Here is a 25,240-nt window from a genome sequence, read left to right as displayed (position 1 = left end):
CGCACCCTCCCGCCGCGCCGGCGGCGCCGGCCCGGGTGTCCGGGGCGGCGCCGCCGTGCCCGTGCGGCGCGCCGCCATACGGCCGGCCCCGCCGTCAGATACGCGATACATCTCGTATTGACGGGCTCGCGATAGTCGCGATATGTTCGGCTACGAGTATACGGTGCCGGGCAAGGGAGGGGAGCGGACGTGCCCGCGAAGCGGCGGAAGCTGAGCAACCCGCTGGCCCTGGCCGTGCTGGCCTTCCTCGCCGAGCGGTCGATGCACCCATACGAGATCGCCCAACTGCTGCGGCAGCGGGGCAAAGAGGAGAGCATCAAGATCAATTTCGGCTCCCTCTACACCGTGGTGCAGAACCTGGAGAAGCACGGCTTCGTCACCGCCGCCGGGGTGCAGAAGCAGGGGAACCGGCCGGAGCGCACGGTCTACGCCATCACCGACGCCGGCCGCGCGGAGATGCACGACTGGCTCACCGAGATCGTCGCCGCCCCCCGCCGGGAGTTCACGCACTTCGAGGCCGCCCTCTCCCTGATCGGCGTGCTGCCGCCGGACGAGGCGGTCGAGGCGCTGCAGACCCGGCTGGCGCGGCAGGAGGTCCTGGCCGCGGGGCTGCGCGGCGCGCTGGCGAAGCTGTACGAGACGCTGCCGCGCGTCTTCGTCGTCGAGACCGAGTACCAGGCGCACATGCTGGAGGCCGAGGCGGCCTGGCTGCGCGGCCTGCTGGCGGAGCTGGCCGACGGCTCCCTCGGCGGCGTCGCGGAGTGGCGCGCCTGGCACGAGACCGGCGAGATGCCGGCCGAATGGCAGGATCTGGAGGAGGAGTTGCCCGGCGGCGCGGGCGGGACGCCCGGCGCCGCACAGGAGACGCAGGACCCGAGGAAGGGCCCGTAGCGGCCCGGAAGAAATGCGTCCCGGCGGGCTGCGCCAACAGCCCGCCGGGACGGACCCCGAACATCCGGACCTGCGCGGAGGCAGGCGCCGGGCGCCGAGGTGCGGCACACCCCAGGATAGCCAGGCTCCGCTTTCGCCGACGGTCCGGCGGCACCCACGCACACCGTGCGAGAGCGGAGTTCGCCATGCCCGGAAGAGGGACGCTCGCCGTCGAGGCGCGCGAGCTGACCAAGAAGTATCCCCACGGCGTCACGGCCCTGGACGGCATGTCCCTGGCCGTCGCGGCCGGTACGGTCTTCGGGCTGCTCGGCCCGAACGGCGCCGGCAAGTCCACCACCGTCAAGATCCTCACCACCCTGGCCAGGCCCGACGGCGGCACCGCCGCCGTCGCGGGACACGACGTGCTGCGCCACCCGGGGCGGGTCCGGCGCGCGATCGGCGTCGTGGCGCAGAAGTCGGGCGCCGACCCGATGGCCACCGGGCGCGAGAACCTGCTGCTGCAGGGCCGGCTGTACGGGCTGCGCGGCGCCCCGCTCGGCCGCCGCGCCGACGAACTGCTGGCGCGCTTCGACCTGGCCGGCGCCGCGGACCGCCTGGTACGCGGCTACTCCGGCGGCATGCAGCGGCGCCTCGACGTGGCGCTCGGCCTGGTGCACCGGCCCGAGGTGCTGTTCCTGGACGAGCCGACGACGGGCCTGGACCCCGAGGCCCGTACCGCCCTGTGGGAGGAGATCGCCCGGCTCGCCGGCGGCGAGGGGCTGACCATCGTGCTGACCACGCACTACCTGGAGGAGGCCGACCGGCTCGCCGAGCGCGTCGCCATCGTCGACCGCGGGCGGGTGGTCGCCGAGGGGACGCCCGACGGGCTGAAGGGCGAGCTGCGCGGCGACGCGGTGCACGTCGAACTCGCCCGCGCGCCGGGGGAGACGGGGGCGGAGCCGCTGCGCGCCGCGCTCACCGGCTTCGCGGGGGTGCGCGAGGTGGTGCTCGACGGGCGCCGGCTGAGCGCGCGCGCCGCGAACGGCGCGGCCGCCGTGCCGCTGGTGCTGGCCGCGCTGGAGCGCGCGGGCGCCGAGGCGGCCGCGGTCACCGTCGCCCGGCCCTCGCTGGACGACGTGTATCTGCGGCACGCGGGCCGCCGGTTCGCCGACGCGGACAGCGCCGGCCCGGCCGGCGACGCGCAGGTCCCGGCCGCCGCGGGGGGTGCCCGATGAGCGCCCTGGCCGCCCAGACCTGGTACATGACGCAGCGTCAACTGACCGCGTTCCTGCGGCAGCCGGCGTACCTTCTGATCACCCTCGTCCAGCCGGTGATCTGGCTCTTCCTCTTCGGCAACCTGTTCCGCGAGATCACCGAACTGCCGGGCTTCGGCACCGGCTCGTACCTGGACTACCTGATCCCGGGCGTGGTGGTGATGACCGCGCTCAGCTCCAGCATGTGGGCCGGCATGGGCACGCTGGAGGAGATCGAGCGCGGCACCCTCAACCGGTTCCTGACCACCCCGGTCAGCCGCGGGGCGCTGATGAACGCCAACGTCGTCAACAACGGCCTCAGCGTGCTCGTGCAGGCGGTCGTGATCGTCCTGCTCGGGCTGCTCGCCGGTGCGGACTACGCGGGCGGGGCCGCCGGGCTGCTGGTGCTGGTGGCCGCGGCGATCCTGCTGGGCACCGTCTTCGGGGCGATGTCCAACGCGATCGGCATGGTGGTGCGGCAGCGTGAGTCGATCATCGGCATCAACACGTTCCTGCTGCTGCCGCTGACGTTCCTGTCCTCGGCGTTCATGGCGCCGGCGCTGATGCCCGGGTGGATGCGGCACATCGCCGACGCCAACCCCGTCGACTGGGCGGTGGTGGCCGGCCGGGGCGCGCTGTCGGCGGACCCCGACTGGGGCGAGGTGCTGCTGCGCTGCGGGGGGCTGCTGGCGGTGGCGGTGGTGGCGGTGTGGCTGTCGACCCGTACGTTCCGCACGTACCAGCGGTCGGTCTGAGCCGTCCGCCCCGCGGGCCTCAGGGTGCGGAGCCGGTGGCCGGCTCCGCACCCTCCTGCTCGCGCTCGACGGCCTCGTTCCACTGCTTCTTCGAGGACTGCCAGCCGTCCTCGTCGTGGCCGAGCCGCCAGTAGCCGGAGATCGACAACTGCTCGCGTGGCACCTCCCGTTCCAGCCGCAGATGCCGGCGCAGTTCCTTGACCATCCCCGCCTCCCCGTGCACGAAGACCTGCGCCCGGCCGGGCGGGAACTCCAGCGCCCGCACCGCCTCGACGAGGGCCCTGCCCACCGGCCGGCCGTCGCGGCAGAGCCAGGTGACGGCGCCCTCGGGGGCCGCCAGCGGCTGCCGCTCGGCGGCGTCGGCGACCTCGATCAGCACGTGCGCGACGGCACCGTCCGGTACGCGCGCCAGCGAGGCGGCGATGGCCGGCAGCGCGCTCTCGTCGCCCGCCAGCAGATGCCAGTCGGCGTCCGGGCCGGGCGCGTACGCCCCGCCGGGGCCGAGGAAGCGCACCACCTCGCCCGGCCGGGCGCGCAGCGCCCAGGGGCCGGCCACGCCGGCCGCGCCGTGCACGACGAAGTCGAGCGTCAGCTCCCGGGCCTTGGCGTCCCAGTCGCGCACGGTGTACGTGCGCATCAGGGGCCAGCGGTCGCGGGGCAGGTCGCGGCGGATGGCGTCCAGGTCGTACGGCTCGGGGTACTCCGCGCCCGGTGCGGGGAAGAGGAGCTTGACGTAGTGGTCGGTCCACTCGCCCGCGGTGAAGCCGGCCAGTTCGTCGCCGCCGAGGACCACGCGCACCATGTGCGGGGTGAGTTGCTCGGTGCGCACCACGCGGGCGGTGTGGACCTGGCGCTTCCGGCCGGCGGGGCGGTCTGCCACGTGAACCTCCGGGACGAGAGTCAAGTTAGGGTTACCTAACTTAACACCCCGGCGGCCGGGCCGCGGCGCCGAACCGCGGCACCCGGCCCCTGTCCCGGCTCCTGTCCCGCCCCTGTCCCGGCCCTCGCCCGGCCCGCCGTCAGCCGCGCAGCGTCGTCAGCAGCCGCTCCAGCGAGCCGCCGAGCCCCCACTGCTTCGCCAGCGCCGCCAGCCGCTCCGGGTCCCGCGGCGACCGCGGCAGCTCCGGGTCGTACGCCGGCAGCGGCACGTCGGCCGCGACCCGCACCACCTTCGGCGCCACCTCGACGTACGGCCGCGCCTCGGTCAGCCGGCGCCGCTGCGCCGGGGTGAGCCGCGAGGCGGGGTCGCCGGCGGCGGCCATGATGCCGGCGAGGTCGCCGTACGCGTCGAGGAGCTTGGCCGCGGTCTTCTCGCCGATGCCGGGCACGCCCGGCAGGCCGTCGCTGGGGTCGCCGCGCAGCAGGGCGAGGTCGGCGTAGCCGGAGCCGTCGACCCCGTACTTCTCGCGCAGGGCCGCGCCGTCCATGACGGTGGCGTTGCCGACGCCCTTGACGGGGTACACCACCCGTACCCCCCGGGCGTCGTCGACGAGTTGGAAGAGGTCGCGGTCGCCGGTGACGATGTCCACGGGTCCTGCCGCCTGCGCGGTCAGGGTGCCGATCACGTCGTCCGCCTCGTACGGGGCCACGCCCACCCGCGCGATGCCGAGGGCGTCCAGCACTTCCTCGATGACCGGCACCTGGGGCGACAGCGTGTCCGGCACGACCTCCTCGTCCGCCTCCTCCCCGGGGTGCTCCTCGGCGACCCGGTGCGCCTTGTACGAGGGGATGAGATCCACGCGCCACTGCGGCCGCCAGTCGGCGTCCATGCAGGCCACGAGGTCGTCGGGACGATAGTCGGCGACGAGCCGGGAGATGAAGTCGAGCAGCCCCCGCACGGCGTTCACGGGGGTGCCGTCGGGGGCCGTGACCGATTCCGGTACGCCGAAGTACGCGCGGAAGTAGAGGCTGGCCGAGTCGAGCAGCATCAGGCGTCGGGTCATCCCCTGATGATGCCGTATGCACCGCGACCAAACGCGATCCAGATGTGAACTGGATCACGCAATGGTTTGGACATCGTGATCCTGGGCAGCGGCCGAAGTGGAGTGAACCGATGGTCTATACACGGACAATTCGGTAAGCAACCGGGCAGAACCCGCGTCACTCCACGACCTGCCGACGGGGGAGGCAGGTCGATTTTTCCGTTCGAAGCGTGAGGTGTATGTGAGCAGGCTCCAGGCGGAGCACCTGTACAAGGTGTTCGGCAAACGGCCAGAAGACGCGGTCGCCCGGCTAGAGTCAGGCGAAGACCGTGAGAAACTTCGCAAGAAGGGCACGACCGCGGCGGTGGTGGACGCCTCCTTCACCGTCGAGTCGGGCGAGATATTCGTGGTCATGGGCCTCTCCGGGTCCGGCAAGTCCACGTTGCTGCGCATGCTCAACGGGCTGCTCGACGCCACGTCCGGCCGGGTGCTCTTCGACGGCCAGGACCTGACGTCGCTGACCGACCGCGAACTGCGCGAGGTGCGTTCCACGAAGATCAGCATGGTCTTCCAGCACTTCGCGCTCTTCCCGCATCGCAGCGTCCTGGAGAACGCCGCCTACGGCCTCGAAGTCCAGGGCATACCCCGGGCGCAGCGCGAACAGCGCGCCACCGAGGCCCTGGAGCTGACCGGCCTGAAGGGCTGGGAGCACCACTGGCCGGACGAGCTGTCCGGCGGCATGAAGCAGCGCGTGGGCCTGGCCCGCGCCCTGGCCACCGACGCCGACCTGCTGCTCATGGACGAGTCCTTCAGCGCGCTGGACCCGCTGATCCGGCGGGACATGCAGGACCAGCTCATCGAGCTGCAGTCCAAGCTGAAGAAGACCATCGTCTTCATCACCCACGACCTCAACGAGGCCATGCGCCTGGGCGACCGCATCGCCGTCATGCGTGACGGCCGCATCGTCCAGATAGGCAGCCCCGAGGACATCCTCGTCCGGCCCGCGGACGACTACGTGCGCCGCTTCGTCGAGGACGTCGACCGCACCCGGGTGCTCACCGCCGGATCCATCATGGAGGAGCCGCAGGACGGCCTCTCCCCGAAGGAACTGCGCGCCGCGGCGCCCGTCAGCGTCACCGAGGACACCCCCGTCGCCGAGCTGTTCGGCCCGTTCGCCACCGGCGACGACGCCGTGGGCGTCACCGACGCCGACGGGGACCTCGTCGGCCTCGTGGAGCGCGGCCGGCTGCTGTCCATCCTGGGCGACCAGGCAGGCGACGACGAGGGTGAGAAGGTGACCGCAGGTGCCTGAGATCGACTTCGGGTCCCGGGTCGAGTCGGTCGTCGACTGGCTCAAGGACCACCTGGGCTGGCTCTTCGACTTCATCGACACGGTCCTGTCCGGCATGTACGACGGCGTCAACGCCGTCCTCGACGCGCCGGAACCGCTCGTCATGGCGGGCATCTTCGCCGTGATCGCCTTCTGGCTGCGCGGCCCGCTGCCGGCGGTGCTCGCCTTCGCCGGATTCGCCGTCGTCGACTCGGTGCAACTGTGGCCCGAGGCCATGGAAACCCTGTCGATGGTGCTGGTCGCCACCGCGATCACCGTGGTGATCGCCGTGCCGCTGGGCATCTGGGCGGCCCGTAACAAGGTCGTCAGCACCGCCATCAGGCCGATGCTCGACTTCATGCAGACGATGCCCGCCTTCGTCTATCTGATCCCGGGCGTCATCTTCTTCTCCATCGGCATCACCCCGGGCATCATCGCGACCATCGTGTTCGCCATGCCGCCCGGCGTGCGCATGACCGAGCTGGGCATCCGGCAGGTCGACGCGGAACTGGTCGAGGCCGCCGAGGCGTTCGGCACCAAGCCCGCCGACACGCTGCGCCGCGTGCAACTGCCGCTGGCGCTGCCGACGATCATGGCCGGCGTCAACCAGGTCATCATGCTCGCGCTGTCCATGGTCGTCATCGCCGGCATGGTCGGCGGCGGCGGCCTCGGCGAGGTCGTCTACAACGCCGTCACCCGCGTCGCCATCGGCACCGGCTTCGAGAGCGGCCTCGTCGTCGTCATCCTCGCCATGTACCTGGACCGGATGACCGGCGCACTCAACCAGCGCGTCTCGCCGCTCGGCCGGCGCGCGCTCGCCAAGACCGCGGCCGCGGTCGACCGGTGGAAGTTCCTGCACTACAAGCCCACCACCGCGATCGCCACCGTCGGCATCGTGGTGCTGGCGCTGCTCGCGGGCGGCCTGAACCTGGCCGACTCCGACGACGAGGGCACCCCGCAGGCCGCCGCCGCGTCCACCGACGTCGGCGAGGGCCGGCAGATCGACATCGGCTACATCCCCTGGGACGAGGGCATCGCCTCCACCTTCCTGTGGAAGGAGGTGCTGGAGCAGCGCGGCTTCGAGGCCGAGGCCAAGCAGCTCGACCCGGGCCCGCTCTTCACCGCCGTCTCCGAGGGCCAGGTCGACTTCCAGACCGACGCCTGGCTGCCCGTGACCCACGAGCAGTACTGGGAGAAGTTCGGCGACAAGATGGAGGACATGGGCTCCTGGTACGGGCCCACGACGCTGGAGCTGTCCGTCCCGTCGTACATGAAGGACATCAAGTCCCTGGAGGATCTGAAGGATCACAAGGGCGAGTTCGACGGGAAGATCATCGGCATCGAGGCCAGCGCCGGCATGATGGGGATCCTGAAGGACAAGGTCGTCAACGAGTACGGGCTGGAGGACTGGGAGGTCGTCTCCTCGTCCACCTCCTCCATGCTCGCCGAGCTGGAGCGCGCCTACCAGGCCGAGGAGCCGGTGGTCGTCACGCTCTGGTCGCCGCACTGGGCGTACAGCAAGTACGACATGACCAAGCTGGCGGACCCGAAGGAAGCCTGGGGCTCCGGTGACGACGTGCACACCACCGCGCGCAAGGGCTTCGCGAAGGACGAGCCCGTCGTCGCCGAGTGGCTGCGCGACTTCACCATGAAGGAGAAGGAGCTCACCAGCCTGGAGGAGATGATCGTCGACGCCGGGGAGGGCAACGAGCAGCAGGCCGTCCGCGACTGGCTGGAGCAGAACGAGGGCTACGTCGACAAGATGGCCCCGCTCCCCGACGGCGGCAAGGGCGGCGGTACCCAGGGCAAGGACGCGGGCAAGACCGTGAACCTCGGCTACTTCCCGTGGGACGAGGCCATCGCCTCCACGTACCTGTGGCAGAACGTACTGGAGGACCGCGGCTACAAGACCAACGTCAAGCAGCTCGACCCCGGCCCGCTCTACACCGCGCTCGCCGAGGGGCAGATGGACGTGCAGTTCGACGCCTGGCTGCCGGTGACGCACGAGCAGTACTGGGAGAGATTCGGCGACGACCTCACCGACATCGGCTCCTGGTACGGCCCGACCACGTTGGAGCTGTCCGTCCCGTCGTACATGAAGGACATCAAGTCCCTGGAGGATCTGAAGGATCACAAGGGCGAGTTCGACGGGAAGATCATCGGCATCGAGGCCAGCGCCGGCATGATGGGGATCCTGAAGGACAAGGTCGTCAACGAGTACGGGCTGGAGGACTGGGAGGTCGTCTCCTCGTCCACCTCCTCGATGCTCGCCGAGCTGGAGCGGGCGTACGACAAGAAGGAGCCCATCGTCGTCACGCTCTGGTCGCCGCACTGGGCCTACGGCAAGTGGGACCTGACCAAGCTGGAGGACCCGAAGAAGGCGTGGGGCGAGGGCGACGACATCCACACGGTGGCAAAGAAGGACTTCGCCCAGGACTTCCCGGAGTTCCACGAGTGGCTGAAGGACTTCAAGCTCTCAGAGGAGGAGCTGTCCTCGCTGGAGGTCGAGATCCAGAACGGCGGTGACGGCAAGGAGAAGGAGTCCGCCCGCAAGTGGATGGACGACAATCCCGAGGTCATCGACAGGATCGCACCGGTCTCCTGACCTGCGGCACACTCGCGGCGCCCCGTCGTCCCCTGCACAGGGGGCGGCGGGGCGCCCGCCTTTTGCCCGGCTTCGGCGGCCTGCGCCCGCCTACGCCGTGCGCAGCGCCGCGGCCAGCACGCCGGGCGCTTCGGCCAGCGACGGCCCGTACCACGTCAGATGCCGCCCGCTCACCGGCGCCGCGGCCATCGCCGGGAACGCCTCCGGGCCGTCGTCCGCCCCGAACGCGTACGGCTCGTCGGGCAGCACCACCAGCTCCGCGCCGCTCTCGTGCAGCTCCGCGAGCGGCACCCGCGGATAGCGCTCCGCGTGCCCCGCGTACACGTTCGCCACCCCCAGCCGCGCCAGCAGGTCCCCGGCGAACGTCTCCCGGCCCAGCACCATCCACGGCCGCCGCCACACCGGCACCACCGCCGGCCGGGCCCGCGCCGCCGGCCGTACGGCCCGCCAGGCCGCCTCCGCGGCGGCCAGCCACGCCGGCCGCGCCGCCGCCCCGCACGCCGTCAGCACCCGCGCCAGCTCCGCGAACGCCTGCTCCAGCGTGCGGACTTCGGTGACCAGCACCTCGAGCCCCGCCGCCCGCAGGGCGGCGAGGTCCGGTTCGCGGTTCTCCTCCTCGTTCGCGACGACCAGGTCGGGCGCCAGCGCGACGATCCGCCCGACGTCCGGGTTCTTCGTCCCCCGCACCCGTACGACGCCGAGCCCCGCCGGGTGGGTGCACCAGTCGGTGGCGCCGACGAGGGCGCCGGGCGCCGACACGGCGATCGCCTCGGTCAGCGACGGAACCAGGGACACCACGCGCCTGCCTGCCATGTCCCCAGGCTACGGGGACGGTCGTCAGCGGGCCGGGGCCGCGAGGAGGTCGCCGCGGGCCACCGCCGCCGCGGTGCGGACCGCGGCCGTCAGCCAGGCCGCGGTCAGCAGCACGTACAACAGCACCGCAAGCCCGCGGAACGCCGCGAGCCCCGTGTGCTCCGCCAGACTCGCCGCGCCCGTCACGCACGTGCCCACCGGGAACGTGAACGCCCACCACGTCAGCGCGAAGGGCATGCCGCGCCGCGCGGCCCGTACGACCAGCGCTCCCGCCACCGCCAGCCACAGCAGCGCGAAGCCCAGCACCGGCACCCCGTAGAGCGCCGCGAACGCCCCCGGCACCGCCGCCGAGCCGTCCGCCAGCGCCCCCGCGGCCGTCGTCGACTGCCCGAGCGGCCCCAGCACCAGGAACAGCGCCGGGGTCAGCGCGAGCGGCAGCGGGCCCCGCTCCACCAGCCGGGCGAAGATCAACGGCAGCATCAGCAGCGTCGCCAGCAGGCTCATCCCGAACATCCCGAAGCAGCCCAGCACCAGCGACTCCCGCCACTGCCCCGCGGGCAGCCGCGGTGCCAGCGCCGGGCCCGTCGCGGCCGACACCATCGGGGCCACCACCGGCAGCAGCCACACGGGCGAGGCGTCGCCGGGGCGCACCCGGTGGCGTACGACCATCAGGTACGGCACGGCCACGGCCGCCGCCAGCCCCACCGCGGTACCCGCCACCCACAGGGCGGCGTGCACGGCGAACGCGGCGTCGCCGCCGGTCACGTGCGCCCCCACGGCGGTCGTCGCGGCGCCGACCGCGAGCAGGGCCATCGACAGGCAGCCGTAGAACGGCGCGACCGCGGGATCGGCGAGGTGCTCGCGGGCGCGGTCGGCGTGCCGGGCCCAGTGCGCGGCGCGGGCGGCGAGCAGCGCGGCGAGGAGGAGGGCGGCCAGGGCCCAGACGGGCACCAGCGCGGCGGCCGGCAGGCCGACGGCGGCGCCCGCGGTGGCGACGATGGCGGTGCCCATGACTCCGGCGTACCAGTTGGGGCCGAGGTCGCGGGTGGAGAGCCGGTGGCGGGCGCGGGCGGTGTGCCGGGGACGTACGAGGGCGGTGGCGGCCATGGCTTCAGCCTTGCCCGGGTGGTGGGCGGCTGGTAGGGACCGATCTTCTATCGGCTCATAAGCTGGGGTTATGAGTGAGTACGAGGCCGCGGGCGACCCGGAGCCCTCGCTGGCCCGCCGGGTGCCGGACCTGGCGGCGCTGGAACTGCTGCTGGCCGTCGCGCGGCTGGGCAGCCTCGGGCGGGCGGCCAAGGCCCTCGGCGTGAGCCAGCCGGCGGCCAGCGCGCGCATCCGGTCCATGGAGCGGCAGCTCGGCGTCGCGCTCGTGCACCGCTCGCCGGCGGGTTCGCGGCTCACGGAGGCCGGGGGCGTGGTGACGGAGTGGGCCCGGCGGGTGGTGGAGGCGGCGGAGGCGTTCGACGCGGGCGCGGCGGCGCTGCGCGCGCGCCGGGACTCGCGGCTGCGGGTGGCGGCGAGCCTCACGGTCGCGGAGTACCTGCTGCCGGGGTGGCTGGTCGCGCTGCGCGCGGCGCGGCCGGAGACGGCGGTGTCGCTGCAGGCGGGCAACTCGGTGGCGGTGGCGTCGCAGGTCCGGTCAGGGGCGGCGGACCTGGGGTTCGTGGAGGGCTCGGGGGTGCCGCCGGGGCTGGACGGGGCGGTGATCGGGCACGACCGGCTGCTGGTGGTCGTGGCGCCGTCGCATCCGTGGGCGCGGCGCCGGCGGGGGCTGCCGCCGGGGGAGCTGGCGGGGGCGGCGCTGGTGCTGCGGGAGCAGGGCTCGGGTACGCGGCAGGTGCTGGACGAGGCGCTGAGCCCGTACGGCGGACTGGGAACGCCGCTGCTGGAGCTGGCGTCGACGACGGCGGTGAAGGCGGCGGCGGTCACGGGTGCGGGGCCGGCGGTGCTGTCGGAGCTCGCGGTGGCGGACGAGGTGGCGACCCGCCGTCTGGTGTCGGTCGCGGTGACGGCCCTGCCCCTCACCCGGGCCCTGCGCGCGGTCTGGCCCCGCGGCCAGCGCCCGACGGGCCCGGCGCGGGATCTGCTCGCGCTGACGAGAGGCGGGAGGGAGCGGTAGACGGGTGCGGTACGGGGCCTGTTTGCCGTACGGGAACGAGCGCCGGCCGGTCGCGGGTGGGGGTGCCCCGTCCCCACCCCTATCCCGCTTCCTCAGGGGCTGCGCCCCCGAGCCCCCCGCGGGGCTGCGCCCCGGACCCCCCGCGGGGCTGCGCCCCGGACCGCCACCGGCCTGTGCCCCTGTCCCCCGGGGCTGCGCCCAACAGCCGTCCGCGGCGCCCCCGCCGGGGGTCTGCCGCGGATCCTCTCGGGGGTTGGGCCCGCGGGTCCCCGCGGGGCTGTGGCCCTGCCCTCGGGCCTGTGGCCGCAGCACCCGCCCACCGCGCCCCCGGCAGGGCTTCGTGCCTGCACCCCGGCTCCTGCGAGCCCAGTACCGGCCCGCCACGCGCCCGTGGGACTGCACCCGGGATCCCGCGGAGCTTCGCCTCCCCACACCCGCCGCCCCCGCCGCATCCCAGCCGCCCTGCCCGCGCTCCCGACGATCCGCCCCCGTGCCCCCGCAGGGGCTCCGTACACCCTGCGGGGGGCGGGTTTCCGCGTTACCCTCGTTCCAACCTGTCTTGATCTTCGAGGCGTCGAGCGGACGCGGGGAGCGCGTGGTGTCAGCAGAGGACCAGTCCTTCATACCCGGCGTCTCCGTCGAACAGCCCACCTCCGCCCGCGTCTACGGCTGGCTGCTCGGAGGCAAGGACAACTACGCCGTCGACCGGGAGTTCGCGCTCAAGCAGCTCAAGGAGTTCCCCGCCGGGCTCGACATCACCCGTGAGAACCGGCTGTTCCTCTTCCGGGCCGTGCGGTGGCTCGTCGAGGAGGCCGGGATACGGCAGTTCCTCGACATGGGATGCGGGCTGCCCACCGACAACAACGTCCACCAGGTCGCCCAGCGCTTCACCCCCGACGCCCGCGTCGTCTACGTCGACAACGACCCCATCGTCCTCGCCCACGGCCGCGCGCTGCTCGCCGAGGACGCTTCCACCATCGTCGTCGACGGCGATCTGCGCGACCCCGCCACCATCCTCGACGACCCGCTCGTCACCCGGCTCATCGACTTCGACGAGCCGCTCGCGGTGCTCTACCTGTCGGTCATGCACCACGTACCCGACGAAGACGACCCCCACGCCGTCCTCGGCGCCGTGCTCGACCGCGCACGGCCCGGCAGTTGCGTCTGCCTGTCGCAGGTGGTCACCGACGACCCCGTCACCAGCGCCGCGATGACCGAGAGCGTCCGGGCCAAGGGCATCCCGTGGCAGACGAGGACGCCCGCCGAGGTCGACGCCCTCGTCCGGGGGCTGGAGCCCGTCGAGCCCGGGCTGGTGGATCTCGTCGACTGGCGGCCCGACCGGTTCCAGCCGCCGCTGGCCCCCGTCGACCCGGCTCTCCAGCCGTACCTCGGCACCACCAAGCACGCCAAGCCCGTCTACGAGTACGGCGGCATCGTCCGCAAGCCCGCCTGAGCCGCGGCGCCGGGCCCGTCAGCCCGCCGCCTCCACCAGGCCCCGCACCACCCGCACGTCCTCGCCCATCTCCGGGTGCCACTGCACCCCCAGCGCGAAGCCCCCCGCGTCCGGCAGCTCCAGCGCCTCCACCACGCCGTCCGCCGCGTACGCCGACGCGATCACACCGGTGCCCAGCTCCGCCACCGCCTGGTGGTGGTACGCGGGGACCGTCACCGCCTCCGGCAGCAGCGCGGCGAGCCGCGTGCCCGGGACCGGCTTGATCTCGTGGGCGCCGAAGACGCCGGGGCGCTGGCGGTGGCCCTCCATGTGCTGGCACAGCGTGCCGCCACGGGTGACGTTCAGCAACTGCGCCCCGCGGCAGACCCCCAGCAGCGGCAGCTCCGCCGCCAGGGCCGCGTCGATCAGGGCCAGTTCCCACGCGTCCCGCTCGCGTGACGTCGGGGTGACCGGGTCCGTGCGGGCGTCCGCCTCGGCGCCGTAGCGGGCCGGGTCCAGGTCCGGGCCGCCCGCGACGATCAGGCCGTCCAGGCGGCGCAGGGTCTCCGCCGCGCGGGCCGGGTCGTCGGGAGGGAGCAGCGCGGCGAGGCCGCCGGCGCGCTGGGTGAGGCGGTGGTAGCCGGCGGGCAGCAGGGCGGCGGGCAGGTGCCACTGGCCCCACCTGGCCTCGTCGACGAGGTAGGTGGAAATGCCGATCAGGGGCCGGGTCCTGCTCATCACTTCTCCCTCGTCGTGGGACGCTCGAGTTCCGCTTCCGCCTCCGCCAGCGCCGCGAACTCCTCCTCGGGTGCCGCCGCGACCAGCCGGTGCCGACTGTAGACGGCGAAATATCCCAGGGCCACCGCGTAGACGCAGCCCGCGATCATGGCCGCCCACTTGTCCACCAGGAACGTCGCCACCAGCGCCGACAGCGCGAGCACGAACGCCACCGAGGACGTCACCGCCCCGCCGGGCGTGCGGTAGGGGCGGTGCAGCCCCGGTTCGCGGCGGCGCAGCACGATGTGCGAGAGCGCCATCAGCGCGTACGAGATGGTGGCCCCGAACACCGCGACGTTCAGCATCCGCGCCCCGTTCCCGCTCCCGGCCGCCAGCGCGAAGCCGATCGCGCCCGGCACCAGCAGGCCCAGATACGGGGCCTTGCGGCGGGAGGTGAGGGAGAGGACGCGGGGCAGGTAGCCGGCCCGGGAGAGGGCGAAGAGCTGGCGCGAGCCGGCGTAGATGAGGGAGAAGAACGAGGCGACGAGCCCGGCGAGGCCCGCGTAGTTGACGAACCGGCTGAGCGCGGTCGCCTCGCCGTCCGGTTGCAGCGCCTCCACCAGCGGGTTGCCCGCGTCCTGTACGGCGGCGGAGCCGCGGGCGCCGGCCGCCGCGATGAAGGTGACGACGGCGAGCAGCAGCAGCACGCCCATCGCCCAGGCCATCGCGCGCGGCAGCGTACGGGACGGGTCCTTGGTCTCCTCGGCGGCCAGCGGCACCCCTTCGACGCCCAGGAAGAACCACATCCCGAACGGGAACGCCGCCCAGATGCCCAGGATCCCGAACGGCAGCCAGGAGTTGGCCCCGAGGGCGCCGTCGTCGACCGGGATGTCGTTCAGCGAGCCCGCGCTGAACTCGGTGAGGGCGCCGATCGCGAAGATCAGCAGCGCGGCGACCGCGACGGCGGTCACGACGAGGCTGAAGCGCAGCGCCTCGCCGACGCCCCACAGGTGGATGCCCAGGAAGAGGACGAAGCAGGCGAGGTAGACGGGCCAGCCGGAGGTGAGCCCGAACAGCTCCAGCGACTCGACGTAGTCGCCGATGAAGATGACGATCGCGGCCGGCGCCAGGACGTACTCGATGAGGATCGCGGTGCCGGTCATGAACCCGCCCCAGGGGCCGAGCGCCTTGCGGGCGAAGCCGTAGCCGCCGCCGGCCGTGGGCAGCACGGCGGCCAGCTCGGCGAGGGCGAAGACCAGGCAGGTGTACATCACGCCCATGAGCAGCGCGGCGATGGCCAGGCCGCCGAAACCGCCCTCCGCCAGGCCGAAGTTCCAGCCGGAGAAGTCGCCGGAGACGACGTACGCCACGCCCAGGCCGGTGAGCAGCAGCGGCCCGGCGCTGCCGGCGCGCAGGGCGCGGCGCTGGAGGTACGCGTCGTCCGCGGCGCCGTGCGCCGCGGGGCCGGAGCCGGGGCCGGCGGGGGCGCCGGGACCGCCGTCGGGGGCGGCGCGCGGGCCGGGCGGTGCGGTGCGGGACTCGGTGCCTTCGCTCATGGTGCCGCTCCTGCCTCAACGGACGGTGGGACCCAGCAATGGTGTGGTGCCATACCTTTGCGGCGCCGAGGTCACGAGCGCAAGCCCCGTGCATGAAGGTCCTGTTACGCGGCCCCGCCCGCGGCGGCGCGTCAGGCGGGGCCTAGCCCAGGAAGCCGCGCAGCAGCGCCGCCGTGCCGGCGCAGTGCTCGCGCATCATCTCGCGGGCGGCGTCCGGGTCGCCGTCGAGCACCGCGCCGACGAGCGCGGCGTGCTGCGCCTGGCTGTGCTCCAGGTTCCGTACCAGCAGCGGGATGCAGTCCAGCAGGTCGTTGACGGTGGCCCGGACGGCGGCGTACTGCGCCGCGAGCCGCGGCGAGCCCGCGAGTTCCGCCAGGGTCAGATGCAGCAGCGTGTCCAGCCGCCGGTAGTCGCCCAGCGGGGCGTCCTGGGTGGCCTCCAGGGCGGCACGCAGCCGTGCCCGCTGCCCGGTCGTCATCTCGGTGCCGGCGCACAGTTCGGCGGCGCCCGTCTCCAGCACCTCGCGGAAGCGCAGTACGTCCTCCAGGTCCGTACGTTCCGTGCGCCGGCGCAACTCCTCCTGCGCGTCCCGGCGCGCGGGGGTGCGCTCCCGTACGAAGGTGCCTCCGTAGCGCCCCCGGCGGCTCTCCACCAGGCCCTCGTCCGCCAGCACCTTCAGCACGTCCCGCAGCGTGACCCGGCTGATCCGCAGCCGCTCCGCCAACTTCCGCTCCGCGGGCAGCCGCTCGCCCGGCGGCACCAGGCCCAGGCGCAGCACCTGGAGTATCTGCTCCAGCGCCTCCTCGAAGCCGTTGCCCGCGCGCACCGGGCGCAGTACGGTCCGCAGCCCGTCGCCGGCCGCCGCGTTGCTGAACGCCCTCATCCCGACCCCGCCCTCCCGACCCGCTGCCTCTGCCTACTTCCCAACCAAAGGTATCCACGCATACCTTAAGACGTCCGCAGAAGAGGAGACCGATCCGTGACCGACTCCGCACGCACCCCCGCGCTGCCCGTGCCCGAGCTGCGCCGGCTCGTCGAGGCCGGTGAGCTCGACACCGTAGTCCTGGCCTTCACGGACATGCAGGGCAGGCTTCAGGGCAAGCGCTTCGCCGCCCCCTTCTTCCTCGACGAAGTACTGGCACACGGCACCGAGGGCTGCAACTACCTGCTGGCCGTGGACGCCGACATGAACACCGTCGAGGGCTACGAGATGTCGTCATGGGAGCGCGGCTACGGCGACTTCGCCATGCACCCCGACCTCGCCACCCTGCGCCGCATCCCCTGGCACCCCGGCACCGCCATGGTCACCGCCGACCTCGCCTGGCACGACGGCGCGCCCGTCACCGCCTCGCCGCGGCAGGTGCTGCGGCGCCAGCTCGACCGGCTCGCCGAGCGCGGCTGGACCGCGTACGCGGGCACGGAGCTGGAGTTCATGGTCTTCAAGGACACCTACGAGCAGGCGTGGGACAGCGCGTACCGGGGCCTGACCCCCGCCAACCAGTACAACGTCGACTACTCCGTGCTCGGCACCGGCCGCGTCGAGCCCCTGCTGCGCCGCATCCGCAACGAGATGGCCGCCGCCGGCATGACCGTCGAGTCCGCCAAGGGTGAGTGCAACCTCGGCCAGCACGAGATCGCCTTCCGCTACGACGACGCGCTGACCACCTGCGACCAGCACAGCATCTACAAGACCGGCGCCAAGGAGATCGCCGCCCAGGAGGGCACGGCGCTGACCTTCATGGCCAAGTACGACGAGCGCGAGGGCAACTCCTGCCACATCCACCTGTCCGTACGCGACGCCGACGGCGCCCCCGTCTTCGCCGCCCCCGCAGGACCGGAGGACGGGGACGCCCCGTACGGCATGTCCGAGACCATGCGGCACTTCGTCGCCGGACAGCTCGCCTGCCTGCCGGAACTGACCCTCCTCTACGCCCCGAACATCAACTCCTACAAGCGCTTCCGCCCCGGCTCCTTCGCCCCCACCGCCGTCGCCTGGGGCCCCGACAACCGCACCTGCGCGATCCGCGTCGTCGGCCACGGCGGCTCGCTGCGGCTGGAGAACCGGCTGCCGGGCGGCGACGTCAACCCGTACCTCGCCGTCGCCGGGATGATCGCCGCCGGGCTGCACGGCGTCGAGCGGAAGCTCGAACTCCCCGAAGCCTGCACCGGCAACGCCTACACCGGAGACGCCGCGCACGTCCCCGCCACCCTCCGGGACGCGGCCGAGCTGTGGAGCGGCAGCACCTTGGCCCGGGAGGCGTTCGGCGAGGACGTCGTACGCCACTACCGCAACATGGCGCGGGTCGAGCAGGAGGCGTACGACACCGCCGTCACCGACTGGGAACGCTTCCGGTCCTTCGAGCGCATGTGAGGTCGACACCCTTGGCAGCATCAGCACCCGCAGCACAGGCACCACCCGCCGCGCCGCACGAGCACACCGTCGTCAACCCTGCCACCGAGGAGCCCGTCGCCACCGTCCCGGCCGCGGGCCCCGAAGAGGTCGCCGCCGCCGTCGCCCGTGCCGCGGAAGCCCAGCGGGACTGGGCCGCCCTCGCCCCCGGCGACCGCGCCCGGCTGCTGCGCCGCTTCGCCGCCGAGGTCGACGGCCGGATCGAGGAGCTGGCGCGGCTGGAGGTCACCGAGGCCGGGCACCCGGTGGCCGCCGCCCGCTGGGAGGCGGGCAACGTACGCGACCTCCTCGACTACGCCGCCGGGGGAGTGGAACGCCTCACCGGCAGCCAGATCCCGGTGGCCGGGGGACTCAACGTCACCTTCGCCGAGCCGCTCGGCGTCGTCGGCGTCATCGCGCCGTGGAACTTCCCCATGCCCATCGCCGCGTGGGGCACCGCCCCCGCGCTCGCCGCCGGCAACGCCGTCGTGCTCAAGCCGGCCGAGACCACCCCGCTGACCGCGCTGCGGCTCGCCGAGCTGGCGCTCGAAGCGGGCCTGCCGGAAGGGCTGTTCCAGGTCGTGCCGGGCGCCGGACCGGGCGCCGGCGCCGCGCTGGTCGACCACCCGGACGTGGCGAAGATCGTGTTCACCGGCTCCACCGCCGTCGGCAAGCGCATCGCGGCGCGCTGCGCGGAGCAGGTCAAGCGCGTCACCCTCGAACTCGGCGGCAAGAGCCCGAACATCGTCTTCGCCGATGCCGACCTGGAGCGCGCCGCGGCCGCCGCCCCCGCCTCGTTCCTCGACAACACCGGCCAGGACTGCTGCGCCCGCAGCCGCATCCTCGTCCAGCGCAGCGTGTACGACCGCTTCCTCGCGCTGCTGGAGCCCGCCGTCCTCGCCTTCACCGCCGGCGACCCGGCAGACCCCGGTACGCAGATGGGCCCGCTGATCTCCGCCGCCCACCGCGAACGGGTCCGCGGCCACGTCCCCGAGTCCCGCCCCGCCGCCATCCGCGGCACCGTCCCCGAAGGCCCCGGGTACTGGTACCCGGCCACCGTCCTCACCGACGCGCCGCCCGGTGACCCGGTCAGCCGCGAGGAGGTCTTCGGCCCCGTCGCCGTCGTCCACCCCTTCGACGACGAGGCCGACGCCGTACGCCTCGCCAACGCCGGCCCGTACGGGCTGTCGGGCTCGCTGTGGACCCGCGACACCGCGCGCGCCGTGCGCGTCTCGCGCGCCGTCGCCGCCGGGAACCTCTCGGTCAACTCGCACAGCAGCGTGCGCTACTGGACCCCCTTCGGCGGCTTCAAGCAGTCGGGCCTCGGCCGCGAGCTGGGCCCGGACGCGCTCGCGTCGTTCACCGAGACCAAGAACGTCTTCATCAGCACCGAGGAGTGAGCACGTTGACCGACCAGACCCCCGTCTGCCGCCGGCTGCCCGGCCGCACCGCCGTCGTCACCGGAGCCGGCAGCGGCATCGGCCTGGCCACCGCCCGCCGGCTCGCGGCGGAGGGCGCGCACGTCGTCTGCGCCGACGTCGACGAGACCGCGGGCAAGGCGGCGGCCGAAGCGACCGGCGGGCTGTTCGTACGCACCGACGTCACCGTCCAGGAGGACGTCGAGGCGCTGTTCAAGGCCGCGTACGACACGTACGGCTCGGTCGACGTCGCGTTCAACAACGCCGGCATCTCGCCGCCCGAGGACGACTCCATCCTGCTCACCGGCATCGACGCCTGGCGCCGGGTGCAGGAGGTCAACCTCACCTCCGTGTACCTGTGCTGCAAGGCCGCCATCCCGTACATGCAGCGCCAGCGCCGCGGTTCCATCGTCAACACCGCCTCGTTCGTGGCCGTGATGGGCGCCGCCACCTCCCAGATCAGCTACACCGCGTCCAAGGGCGGCGTGCTGGCCATGTCCCGCGAGCTGGGCGTGCAGTTCGCCCGCGAGGGGATCCGCGTCAACGCGCTGTGCCCGGGGCCGGTCAACACCCCGCTGCTCCAGGAACTGTTCGCCAAGGACCCGGAGCGCGCGGCCCGGCGGCTGGTGCACATCCCGGCGGGCCGCTTCGCGGAGGCGGAGGAGATCGCCGCGGCGGTGGCGTTCCTGGCGAGCGACGACGCGTCGTTCGTCAACGCCGCGGAGTTCCTGGTCGACGGCGGCATCGCGGGCGCGTACGTCACGCCGCTGTAGCCGCGTTCCGCCCGTGCGGCCCGCTCCTGCGGGCCGTCCGGGCCGTCCCGCCTAGAGGAACGTACGGCCCTCGCCGCGGTACGTCGGAACCGCCTCCGTGACGCGCTCGCCCTCGATCAGGTGCAGCGCGTCGAACCGCTCGCACAGCTCGCCCGCCTTGGCGTGCCGGAGCCACACCCGGTCGCCGACCAGCAGGTCGTCGGCGGGCGGCCCGAGCAGCGGGGTCTGCACCTCGCCCGCGCCCTCCTGCTTGTCGTAGCGCAGGCCCGCCGGCAGGTACGGCACGGGAGGCCGGTCGGAGCCGGCGGGTCCGGACGCGGGGTAGCCGCCGCCGAGGACGGTGACGACGCCGACGCCGGGGCGGCGGACGACGGGCAGCGCGAAGACGGCGGCGGGGCGGCCGGAGAACGCGGTGTAGTTGTCGAACAGCCGCGGCTGGTAGAGCCCGGAGCCGGCGGCGATCTCGGTGACCGCGTCCTCGGCGGCGGTGTGCTGCACGCTGCCCGTACCGCCGCCGTTGACGAACTCCAGGTCCGCCAGCCGCCGCACCGCCGCCACCGCCTCCGCCCGCCGCTCGGCGAGCTGCCGCCGGGCCACCGCCTGCATCAGCCGTATCCCGCGCGACGTCAGCGGCCACCCGGGGATGTCGTCCCCGACGCCGGCCACGTGCCCCTCGTACGCCATCAGCCCCACCAGCCGGAAGCCCGGCCGCCGCACCACCTCGCGGGCCACCGCCGCCAGCGCCGCCGCGCCGGACAGCGGCGAGCGGCGGGCGCCGACGCGCAGCCGGCCGCCCAGCAGCCGCAGCGAGGTGTCCAGCTCCAGGCAGACGCGCACCTCCTCGCGCCCGCGCCCCCGCGCGGCGTCGACGAGGTCCAACTGCGCCGGGTCGTCCACCATCACCGTCACCGCGGCGGCGAGCTTCGGGTCGCCGGTCAGTTCGGCGAAGCCGGCGCGGTCCGCCGACGGGTACGCCAGCAGCACGTCCGCGAAGCCGGACCGCGCCAGCCACAGCGACTCGGCGAGCGTGAAGGACATGACCCCGGCGAAGCCCGGCCTGGCGAGCACGCGCTCCAGCAGCGCCCGGCAGCGCACCGACTTGCTCGCCACCCGCACCGGCTTGCCCGCGGCCCGGCGCACCAGATCCGCGGCGTTGGCGTCGAACGCCTCGGTGTCGACCGCGGCGAAGGGGGCGTCGAGGTGGGCGGTGGCGCGGTCGTAGCGGGCGCGCAGGGCCGCGTGGTCCGGGACGGGGGCGGTGTGGGCCGGCATGGGGGAAGCCTCCCACCGCGTGGCCGGGAGGCGGTAGTGGGTACGGACAGGATGAGGCATTCGGGCGGCGCACCGTCCGTCGCGGGAGCCCAGTAGAGTGTCGCGAGCGCCCGTCCAGCAGGTCATGCGGGGCTACTCACAGGAGGGGAGTGAGGGGGCTGTTGAGCACTGACGCAGAGCAGACTCCCGCGGCCCCGCCGTCGCCGGATTCCCCGCCCGCGGCGAAGCCGCGGGAGAGCGCGGAGCCCGTACGGCCGGTGCGCCCGCGCGCGGACGCGGAGCCTCCGCGACCGGCAGGTCCCGCGGGCGCCTCCCACACGGCGGTACGGGAGGCGGGGTCCGCGGCGGCCGACGCTTCCGTACGGCCGAAGCGGCCGGAGCCCGCGGCCGAACCCCCGCCGCCCGCAGCGGAATCCACCGGCACCGCGCCGTCTTCGCCGTCCCCGGCCACCCCCTCGCCGGAGGCCAAGCCGCCGCCGCGGCCGTACGCCCCGCCGGTGCCCGCCGGCCCTCCCAAGCCCGTAGGCGCCCCGCTGCACATGGCATCCGTGCTCCCCTCCGACATCCCCCGCCCCGAGCCGGAGCCGCCCGCCGAACGCCGCACCGTCGCGCGCACCGTGGCCGCCGCCGTCGCGCTCGTCACCGGCGTCGGCCTCGTCGTCGGCGCCGCCACCGGCAGCCTGCTCAGCGACGGGCCGAGCGCGCAGGCCAGGCCCGGGGCGTACGAGGTGGCCCGCGGCCTCTGGCACGCCACCCCCGTCGACACCCTCTTCCCGCCCCGGCTCGAAGGGGACGGCGCGGGACCCGGCGGCGCCGACCGCGTCTGGGTGCGCGTCGCCGTCGCCCCGCCCGCGGACTGCAAGTCGGGCCTCGACGCGGCGCTGGCCCGGGAGTTGCGCCGCGTCGGCTGCGAGAAGCTGCTGCGCGCCACGTACACCGACGCCACCCGCAGCAGCGTCACCACCGTCGGCATGGTCTTCACCGCGGCGGGCTCTTCGAAGATGGGCCGGTTCGAGGACCGCTTCGAGGAACGGGAGCTGGCCGCGCGGACGGACATGCTCCCGCGCGCGTACGGCACGGAGACGGGACCCGCCGCAGGCTTCGGCGCCGGGCAGCGCGCGACCTGGACCGTACGGGTCCTCTCCGACGCCCCCGTCGTCCTCTACGCCGTCACCGGCTTCGCCGACGGCCGCGCCGTCACCGAACCGCAGCCCGCCAACGAGGCCGTCCACCCCGACGCCACCACCGCGCCCGCCCAGGCCGGCCTCGGCCACGACGCCGAGGGCATCGCCGACCGCGTCGAGCGCGGCCTGCGCAAGACCTCCGCCAAGGCCACGGAGTCCCCCCGGTGACCCGCCCGTTCCCCGTACGCCGCCGCGCCGCCGCGCTCCTCGCCGCGCTGGCCGCCACCGCGCTGCTCGGCGCCACCGCCGCCCCCGCGCACGCGGACGGCCTCCAGGACCTGCAGTGGGGCCTGGACGACGTCCGCGCCCCCGAGGCGTGGAACACCACCCGCGGCGAGGGCGTCACCGTCGCCGTCCTCGACACCGGCGTCGACGCCGGCCACCCCGACCTCACCGGACAGGTGCTGGACGGCAAGGACTTCGTCGGCTTCGGCGCCCGCCGCGGCGACGACTCCTGGGCCCGGCACGGCACCGCCATGGCCGGCATCATCGCCGCGCACGGCCACGGCCCCGGCGCCACGGAAGGCGTCACGGGCGTCGCGCCGGAGGCGAAGATCCTGCCGGTACGGGTCATCCTGGAGGACGGCGACGCGCAGCGCGGCAAGGCCCGCGAGACCCGCGGCAGCGCGCTCGCCGACGGCATCCGCTGGGCCGTCGACAACGGCGCCGACGTCATCAACCTCTCCCTCGGCGACGACAGCAAGTCCGCCCACCCCGAGCCCGGCGAGGACGCCGCCGTGCAGTACGCGCTGCGCAAGGGCGTGACCGTGGTGTCGTCCGCAGGCAACAGCGGCGAGAAGGGCGACCGCATCTCGTACCCCGCGGCCTACCCCGGCGTCATCGCCGTCACGGCCGTCGACCGGACGGGCGCGCGCGCCGGGTTCTCCACCAGGCACTGGTACGCCACCGTCGCCGCGCCCGGCGTCGACGTCGCCATCGCCGACCCCGACCGCACGTACTACGAGGGCTGGGGCACCAGCGCCGCCGCCGCGTTCGTCTCCGGCGTCACCGCCCTGGTCCGCGCCGCCAACCCCGACCTGACCCCCTGGCAGATCCGCGACCTGCTGCGGGACACCGCGCAGGACCCGCCGGCGGGCGGCCGCAGCGACGAGCTGGGCGCCGGCCGGGTGGACGCGGCGGCGGCGGTCGCGGCGGCCGGGGAGCTGCAGGCCGCGCCGCAGGAGCCGAGGTCGGCCGCGTACGACGAGAAGCGCTTCGGCTCGGCGCCCGCGCTCGTCGCCACCGAGGACGACGGGCCCAACGGGCTGGCGCTCGCCGCGGGCGTCATAGGCGTGGGGCTGATCGCGGGCGCGTGGTTCCTGTGGCGCGGTCCGCGGTCGCGCGCGGCCGGCGTCTGGCGCGGCCCCGAGCCCCCGCCCTTCGCGCCGCCGCCGGCCGGGCCGCCGCGGCAGGCGCCCCCGCCCGGCGCCGCGGGACCGCGCCCGCAGGGCGGCGACGGGCCACCGCTAGGCTCGTCGGGTGTCGCTGAAGAACATCCCTGATTCCGGCTTCGCCGCCGACGACGGCTCGGCGGATCCCGGCCTCGCCGCCGCCCTCACCGCGTACGCGGCAGCCCCCGACGACCCCGCCGCCGGACCCCGGGTGCTCGCGGCCCTCGCCGGCACACGGGTGCTGGTCCCCGTCGTCGCGCTCCTCGGGGAAGTGGAGGAGGGACCCGACGGACTGCGCCGTGACAAGACCAGCGACATGGCCGTGCCCACCCTCGAAATCCCCGGCGGCCGGCGCGCCCTGCCCGCCTTCACCTCCACCGCCGCCCTCGCCCGCTGGGACCCCGCCGCCCGCCCCGTGGCCGTGGCGCTGCCGCAGGCCGTACGTGCCGCCGTCGCCGAGCGCGCCGACACCGTCGTCCTGGACGTCGCGGGCCCCGTGCCGTACGAGCTGACGGGACCCGCGCTGCTGGCCGCCGCCGAGGGCCGCGGCAGCACCGACCCGCTGGCCGACCCCGGCGTCGTCGCGGCCGTGACCGCCGTGGTCTCCGGCATCCGCGGGATACGCGCCGCGTCCCTGGCCCGCGCCGGCGAGGCGGACGGCACCCTGGCGCTCGTCCCGGCCGCCGGCACCGCCCCCGCCGACATCGCCCGCGCCGTGGCCGAGGCACTGGCCGCCGACCCCGCCCTGCGGGCCCGGCTGGTCCGCGGCCTCGACCTCGCCCTGCTGCCGCCCGGCACCCCGCTCCCCGGCGCACCGCTGCCGCTGCGTCCCGCCGGATAGGGCCCGTACCCGGCCCCGGGCCGCGGTCCGGGCGCTGGTTAGGGTGGCCTCCGGTCCCGTACGAGGAAGTGAGCCCCCATGAGCGACACCGGCCCCGGCGCCGACACAGGACCCGACTTCGACGCGATGACCCGCGACATCGCCGAGGTCCCCGCCGTGGAGGTGATCACGACGGTGGCGGTGCACCTGATGAGCGCCGCCGCGGTCAAGCTCGGGCTCGCCGAGGACGGCACCGCGCACAAGGACCTGGACGAGGCCCGCAAGCTGATCACCGCGCTGGCCGGGCTGGTCACCGCGGGCGCCGCGGAGGTCGGCTCGTACCACGCGGCACCGCTGCGCGACGGGCTGAAGTCGCTCCAGCTCGCGTTCCGCGAGGCGTCCGAGCACCCGGACGAGCCGGGCCAGGGGCCCGGCGAGGCGTACACGGGCCCCGTCTTCGGCTGACCCCCGCGGCGGGCGCGGCACGGATGTGCAGGGTCTCTCCGCGCACTGGTATGCTCGAAAGCGACCGGCCGGACGCGCCATGCAGGAAAGAGGAGCGCCCGGCCCGCAAGTGGAGGCTCCGATCTCCCACCTTCCGGCCCCCGGTCGGCGGGT

At 74.3% G+C, this 25,240-nt stretch carries 22 protein-coding genes; 14 read left to right on the top strand and 8 right to left on the bottom strand.

Annotated elements, in window-relative coordinates:
* The first annotated feature begins 189 nt into the window (after positions 1-189).
* The 3 genes from ACFYVJ_RS22720 (at position 190) to ACFYVJ_RS22710 (ending at position 2,878) form a co-directional block, all read left to right on the top strand.
* Positions 190-891 (top strand): PadR family transcriptional regulator, encoded by a 702-nt coding sequence (locus tag ACFYVJ_RS22720; RefSeq protein ID WP_388894195.1) that lies wholly within the window; start codon positions 190-192, stop codon positions 889-891.
* A 185-nt stretch (positions 892-1,076) separates the two neighbouring features.
* Positions 1,077-2,105 carry an ATP-binding cassette domain-containing protein gene (locus tag ACFYVJ_RS22715; protein ID WP_388894191.1) on the top strand — a complete coding sequence of 343 codons (1,029 nt, stop codon included), beginning with the start codon at positions 1,077-1,079 and terminating at the stop codon, positions 2,103-2,105.
* A complete protein-coding gene (locus ACFYVJ_RS22710; protein WP_388894188.1) occupies positions 2,102-2,878 on the top strand; it encodes an ABC transporter permease in 777 nt (258 codons plus the stop codon). Before ACFYVJ_RS22715 ends, ACFYVJ_RS22710 begins: the two co-directional genes overlap by 4 nt.
* A 19-nt stretch (positions 2,879-2,897) precedes the next feature.
* Here ACFYVJ_RS22710 and ACFYVJ_RS22705 read toward each other — a convergent pair whose 3' ends face one another.
* Both ACFYVJ_RS22705 and ACFYVJ_RS22700 read right to left on the bottom strand, forming a co-directional pair.
* Complete coding sequence (locus ACFYVJ_RS22705) at positions 2,898-3,758, bottom strand: siderophore-interacting protein (RefSeq protein WP_388894185.1); 861 nt, start codon at positions 3,756-3,758, stop codon at positions 2,898-2,900.
* Positions 3,759-3,897: 139 nt separating this feature from the next.
* Positions 3,898-4,806, bottom strand: a complete 909-nt coding sequence (locus ACFYVJ_RS22700) for a 5'-3' exonuclease H3TH domain-containing protein (protein WP_388894290.1) — start codon at positions 4,804-4,806, stop codon at positions 3,898-3,900.
* A gap of 235 nt (positions 4,807-5,041) precedes the next feature.
* Between ACFYVJ_RS22700 and ACFYVJ_RS22695 the strand changes: the two genes are divergently transcribed.
* A complete protein-coding gene (locus ACFYVJ_RS22695; protein ID WP_388894182.1) occupies positions 5,042-6,112 on the top strand; it encodes a glycine betaine/L-proline ABC transporter ATP-binding protein in 1,071 nt (356 codons plus the stop codon).
* On the top strand, positions 6,105-8,735 hold the full coding sequence (locus tag ACFYVJ_RS22690) for an ABC transporter permease/substrate binding protein (RefSeq protein WP_388894179.1): 2,631 nt from the start codon (positions 6,105-6,107) through the stop codon (positions 8,733-8,735). The genes ACFYVJ_RS22695 and ACFYVJ_RS22690 overlap by 8 nt, the downstream gene beginning before the upstream one ends.
* Before the next feature lie 90 nt (positions 8,736-8,825).
* Here the strand turns inward: ACFYVJ_RS22690 and ACFYVJ_RS22685 are convergent, their stop codons facing one another.
* On the bottom strand, positions 8,826-9,548 hold the full coding sequence (locus tag ACFYVJ_RS22685; protein WP_388894176.1) for a helical backbone metal receptor: 723 nt from the start codon (positions 9,546-9,548) through the stop codon (positions 8,826-8,828).
* Between the two features lie 24 nt (positions 9,549-9,572).
* Entirely contained in the window at positions 9,573-10,655 is a 1,083-nt protein-coding gene (locus ACFYVJ_RS22680; protein WP_388894173.1) for a TDT family transporter, read from the bottom strand.
* 70 nt (positions 10,656-10,725) lie between these two features.
* Between ACFYVJ_RS22680 and ACFYVJ_RS22675 the strand changes: the two genes are divergently transcribed.
* Both ACFYVJ_RS22675 and ACFYVJ_RS22670 read left to right on the top strand, forming a co-directional pair.
* Positions 10,726-11,670, top strand: coding sequence for a LysR family transcriptional regulator (locus tag ACFYVJ_RS22675; protein ID WP_388894170.1), 945 nt, complete (start codon positions 10,726-10,728; stop codon positions 11,668-11,670).
* A gap of 598 nt (positions 11,671-12,268) precedes the next feature.
* A complete protein-coding gene (locus tag ACFYVJ_RS22670; protein ID WP_388894167.1) occupies positions 12,269-13,123 on the top strand; it encodes an SAM-dependent methyltransferase in 855 nt (284 codons plus the stop codon).
* An 18-nt stretch (positions 13,124-13,141) separates the two neighbouring features.
* Here the strand turns inward: ACFYVJ_RS22670 and ACFYVJ_RS22665 are convergent, their stop codons facing one another.
* The 3 genes from ACFYVJ_RS22665 to ACFYVJ_RS22655 form a co-directional block, all read right to left on the bottom strand.
* A complete protein-coding gene (locus ACFYVJ_RS22665; protein WP_388894164.1) occupies positions 13,142-13,840 on the bottom strand; it encodes a gamma-glutamyl-gamma-aminobutyrate hydrolase family protein in 699 nt (232 codons plus the stop codon).
* Positions 13,840-15,375, bottom strand: a complete 1,536-nt coding sequence (gene eat / locus ACFYVJ_RS22660) for an ethanolamine permease (protein ID WP_388894161.1) — start codon at positions 15,373-15,375, stop codon at positions 13,840-13,842. Before eat ends, ACFYVJ_RS22665 begins: the two co-directional genes overlap by 1 nt.
* Before the next feature lie 142 nt (positions 15,376-15,517).
* Positions 15,518-16,258, bottom strand: a complete 741-nt coding sequence (locus tag ACFYVJ_RS22655) for a FadR/GntR family transcriptional regulator (protein ID WP_388894158.1) — start codon at positions 16,256-16,258, stop codon at positions 15,518-15,520.
* Between the two features lie 96 nt (positions 16,259-16,354).
* On the opposite strand from ACFYVJ_RS22655, the gene ACFYVJ_RS22650 reads away from it, so the two are divergent.
* From ACFYVJ_RS22650 to ACFYVJ_RS22640, 3 genes are read left to right on the top strand one after another with little or no spacing between them, the layout of a single operon-like run.
* Positions 16,355-17,746: a glutamine synthetase family protein gene (locus ACFYVJ_RS22650; protein WP_388894155.1), complete on the top strand. Its 1,392-nt coding sequence runs from the start codon at positions 16,355-16,357 to the stop codon at positions 17,744-17,746.
* Between the two features lie 11 nt (positions 17,747-17,757).
* Positions 17,758-19,164: an aldehyde dehydrogenase family protein gene (locus tag ACFYVJ_RS22645; protein WP_388894153.1), complete on the top strand. Its 1,407-nt coding sequence runs from the start codon at positions 17,758-17,760 to the stop codon at positions 19,162-19,164.
* A 5-nt stretch (positions 19,165-19,169) separates the two neighbouring features.
* Positions 19,170-19,955, top strand: a complete 786-nt coding sequence (locus ACFYVJ_RS22640) for a 3-oxoacyl-ACP reductase (protein WP_101425448.1) — start codon at positions 19,170-19,172, stop codon at positions 19,953-19,955.
* 51 nt (positions 19,956-20,006) lie between these two features.
* On the opposite strand, the gene ACFYVJ_RS22635 is transcribed toward ACFYVJ_RS22640, so the two are convergent.
* Entirely contained in the window at positions 20,007-21,227 is a 1,221-nt protein-coding gene (locus ACFYVJ_RS22635; RefSeq protein ID WP_388894150.1) for an alanine racemase, read from the bottom strand.
* 161 nt (positions 21,228-21,388) lie between these two features.
* On the opposite strand from ACFYVJ_RS22635, the gene ACFYVJ_RS22630 reads away from it, so the two are divergent.
* From ACFYVJ_RS22630 to ACFYVJ_RS22615, 4 genes are all read left to right on the top strand, one after another.
* Entirely contained in the window at positions 21,389-22,579 is a 1,191-nt protein-coding gene (locus ACFYVJ_RS22630) for a hypothetical protein (protein ID WP_388894147.1), read from the top strand.
* Positions 22,576-23,913 carry a type VII secretion-associated serine protease mycosin gene (gene mycP, locus ACFYVJ_RS22625; protein WP_388894144.1) on the top strand — a complete coding sequence of 446 codons (1,338 nt, stop codon included), beginning with the start codon at positions 22,576-22,578 and terminating at the stop codon, positions 23,911-23,913. Before ACFYVJ_RS22630 ends, mycP begins: the two co-directional genes overlap by 4 nt.
* A complete protein-coding gene (locus tag ACFYVJ_RS22620) occupies positions 23,891-24,643 on the top strand; it encodes an SseB family protein (protein WP_388894141.1) in 753 nt (250 codons plus the stop codon). The genes mycP and ACFYVJ_RS22620 overlap by 23 nt, the downstream gene beginning before the upstream one ends.
* 78 nt (positions 24,644-24,721) lie before the next feature.
* Complete coding sequence (locus ACFYVJ_RS22615) at positions 24,722-25,087, top strand: DUF1844 domain-containing protein (RefSeq protein ID WP_388894138.1); 366 nt, start codon at positions 24,722-24,724, stop codon at positions 25,085-25,087.
* Positions 25,088-25,240: the final 153 nt, after the last annotated feature.

It is taken from the genome of Streptomyces sp. NPDC004134, from assembly GCF_042874195.1.
Lineage (GTDB): Bacteria > Actinomycetota > Actinomycetes > Streptomycetales > Streptomycetaceae > Streptomyces.
This window is presented reverse-complemented; position numbering and strand designations above follow the sequence as displayed.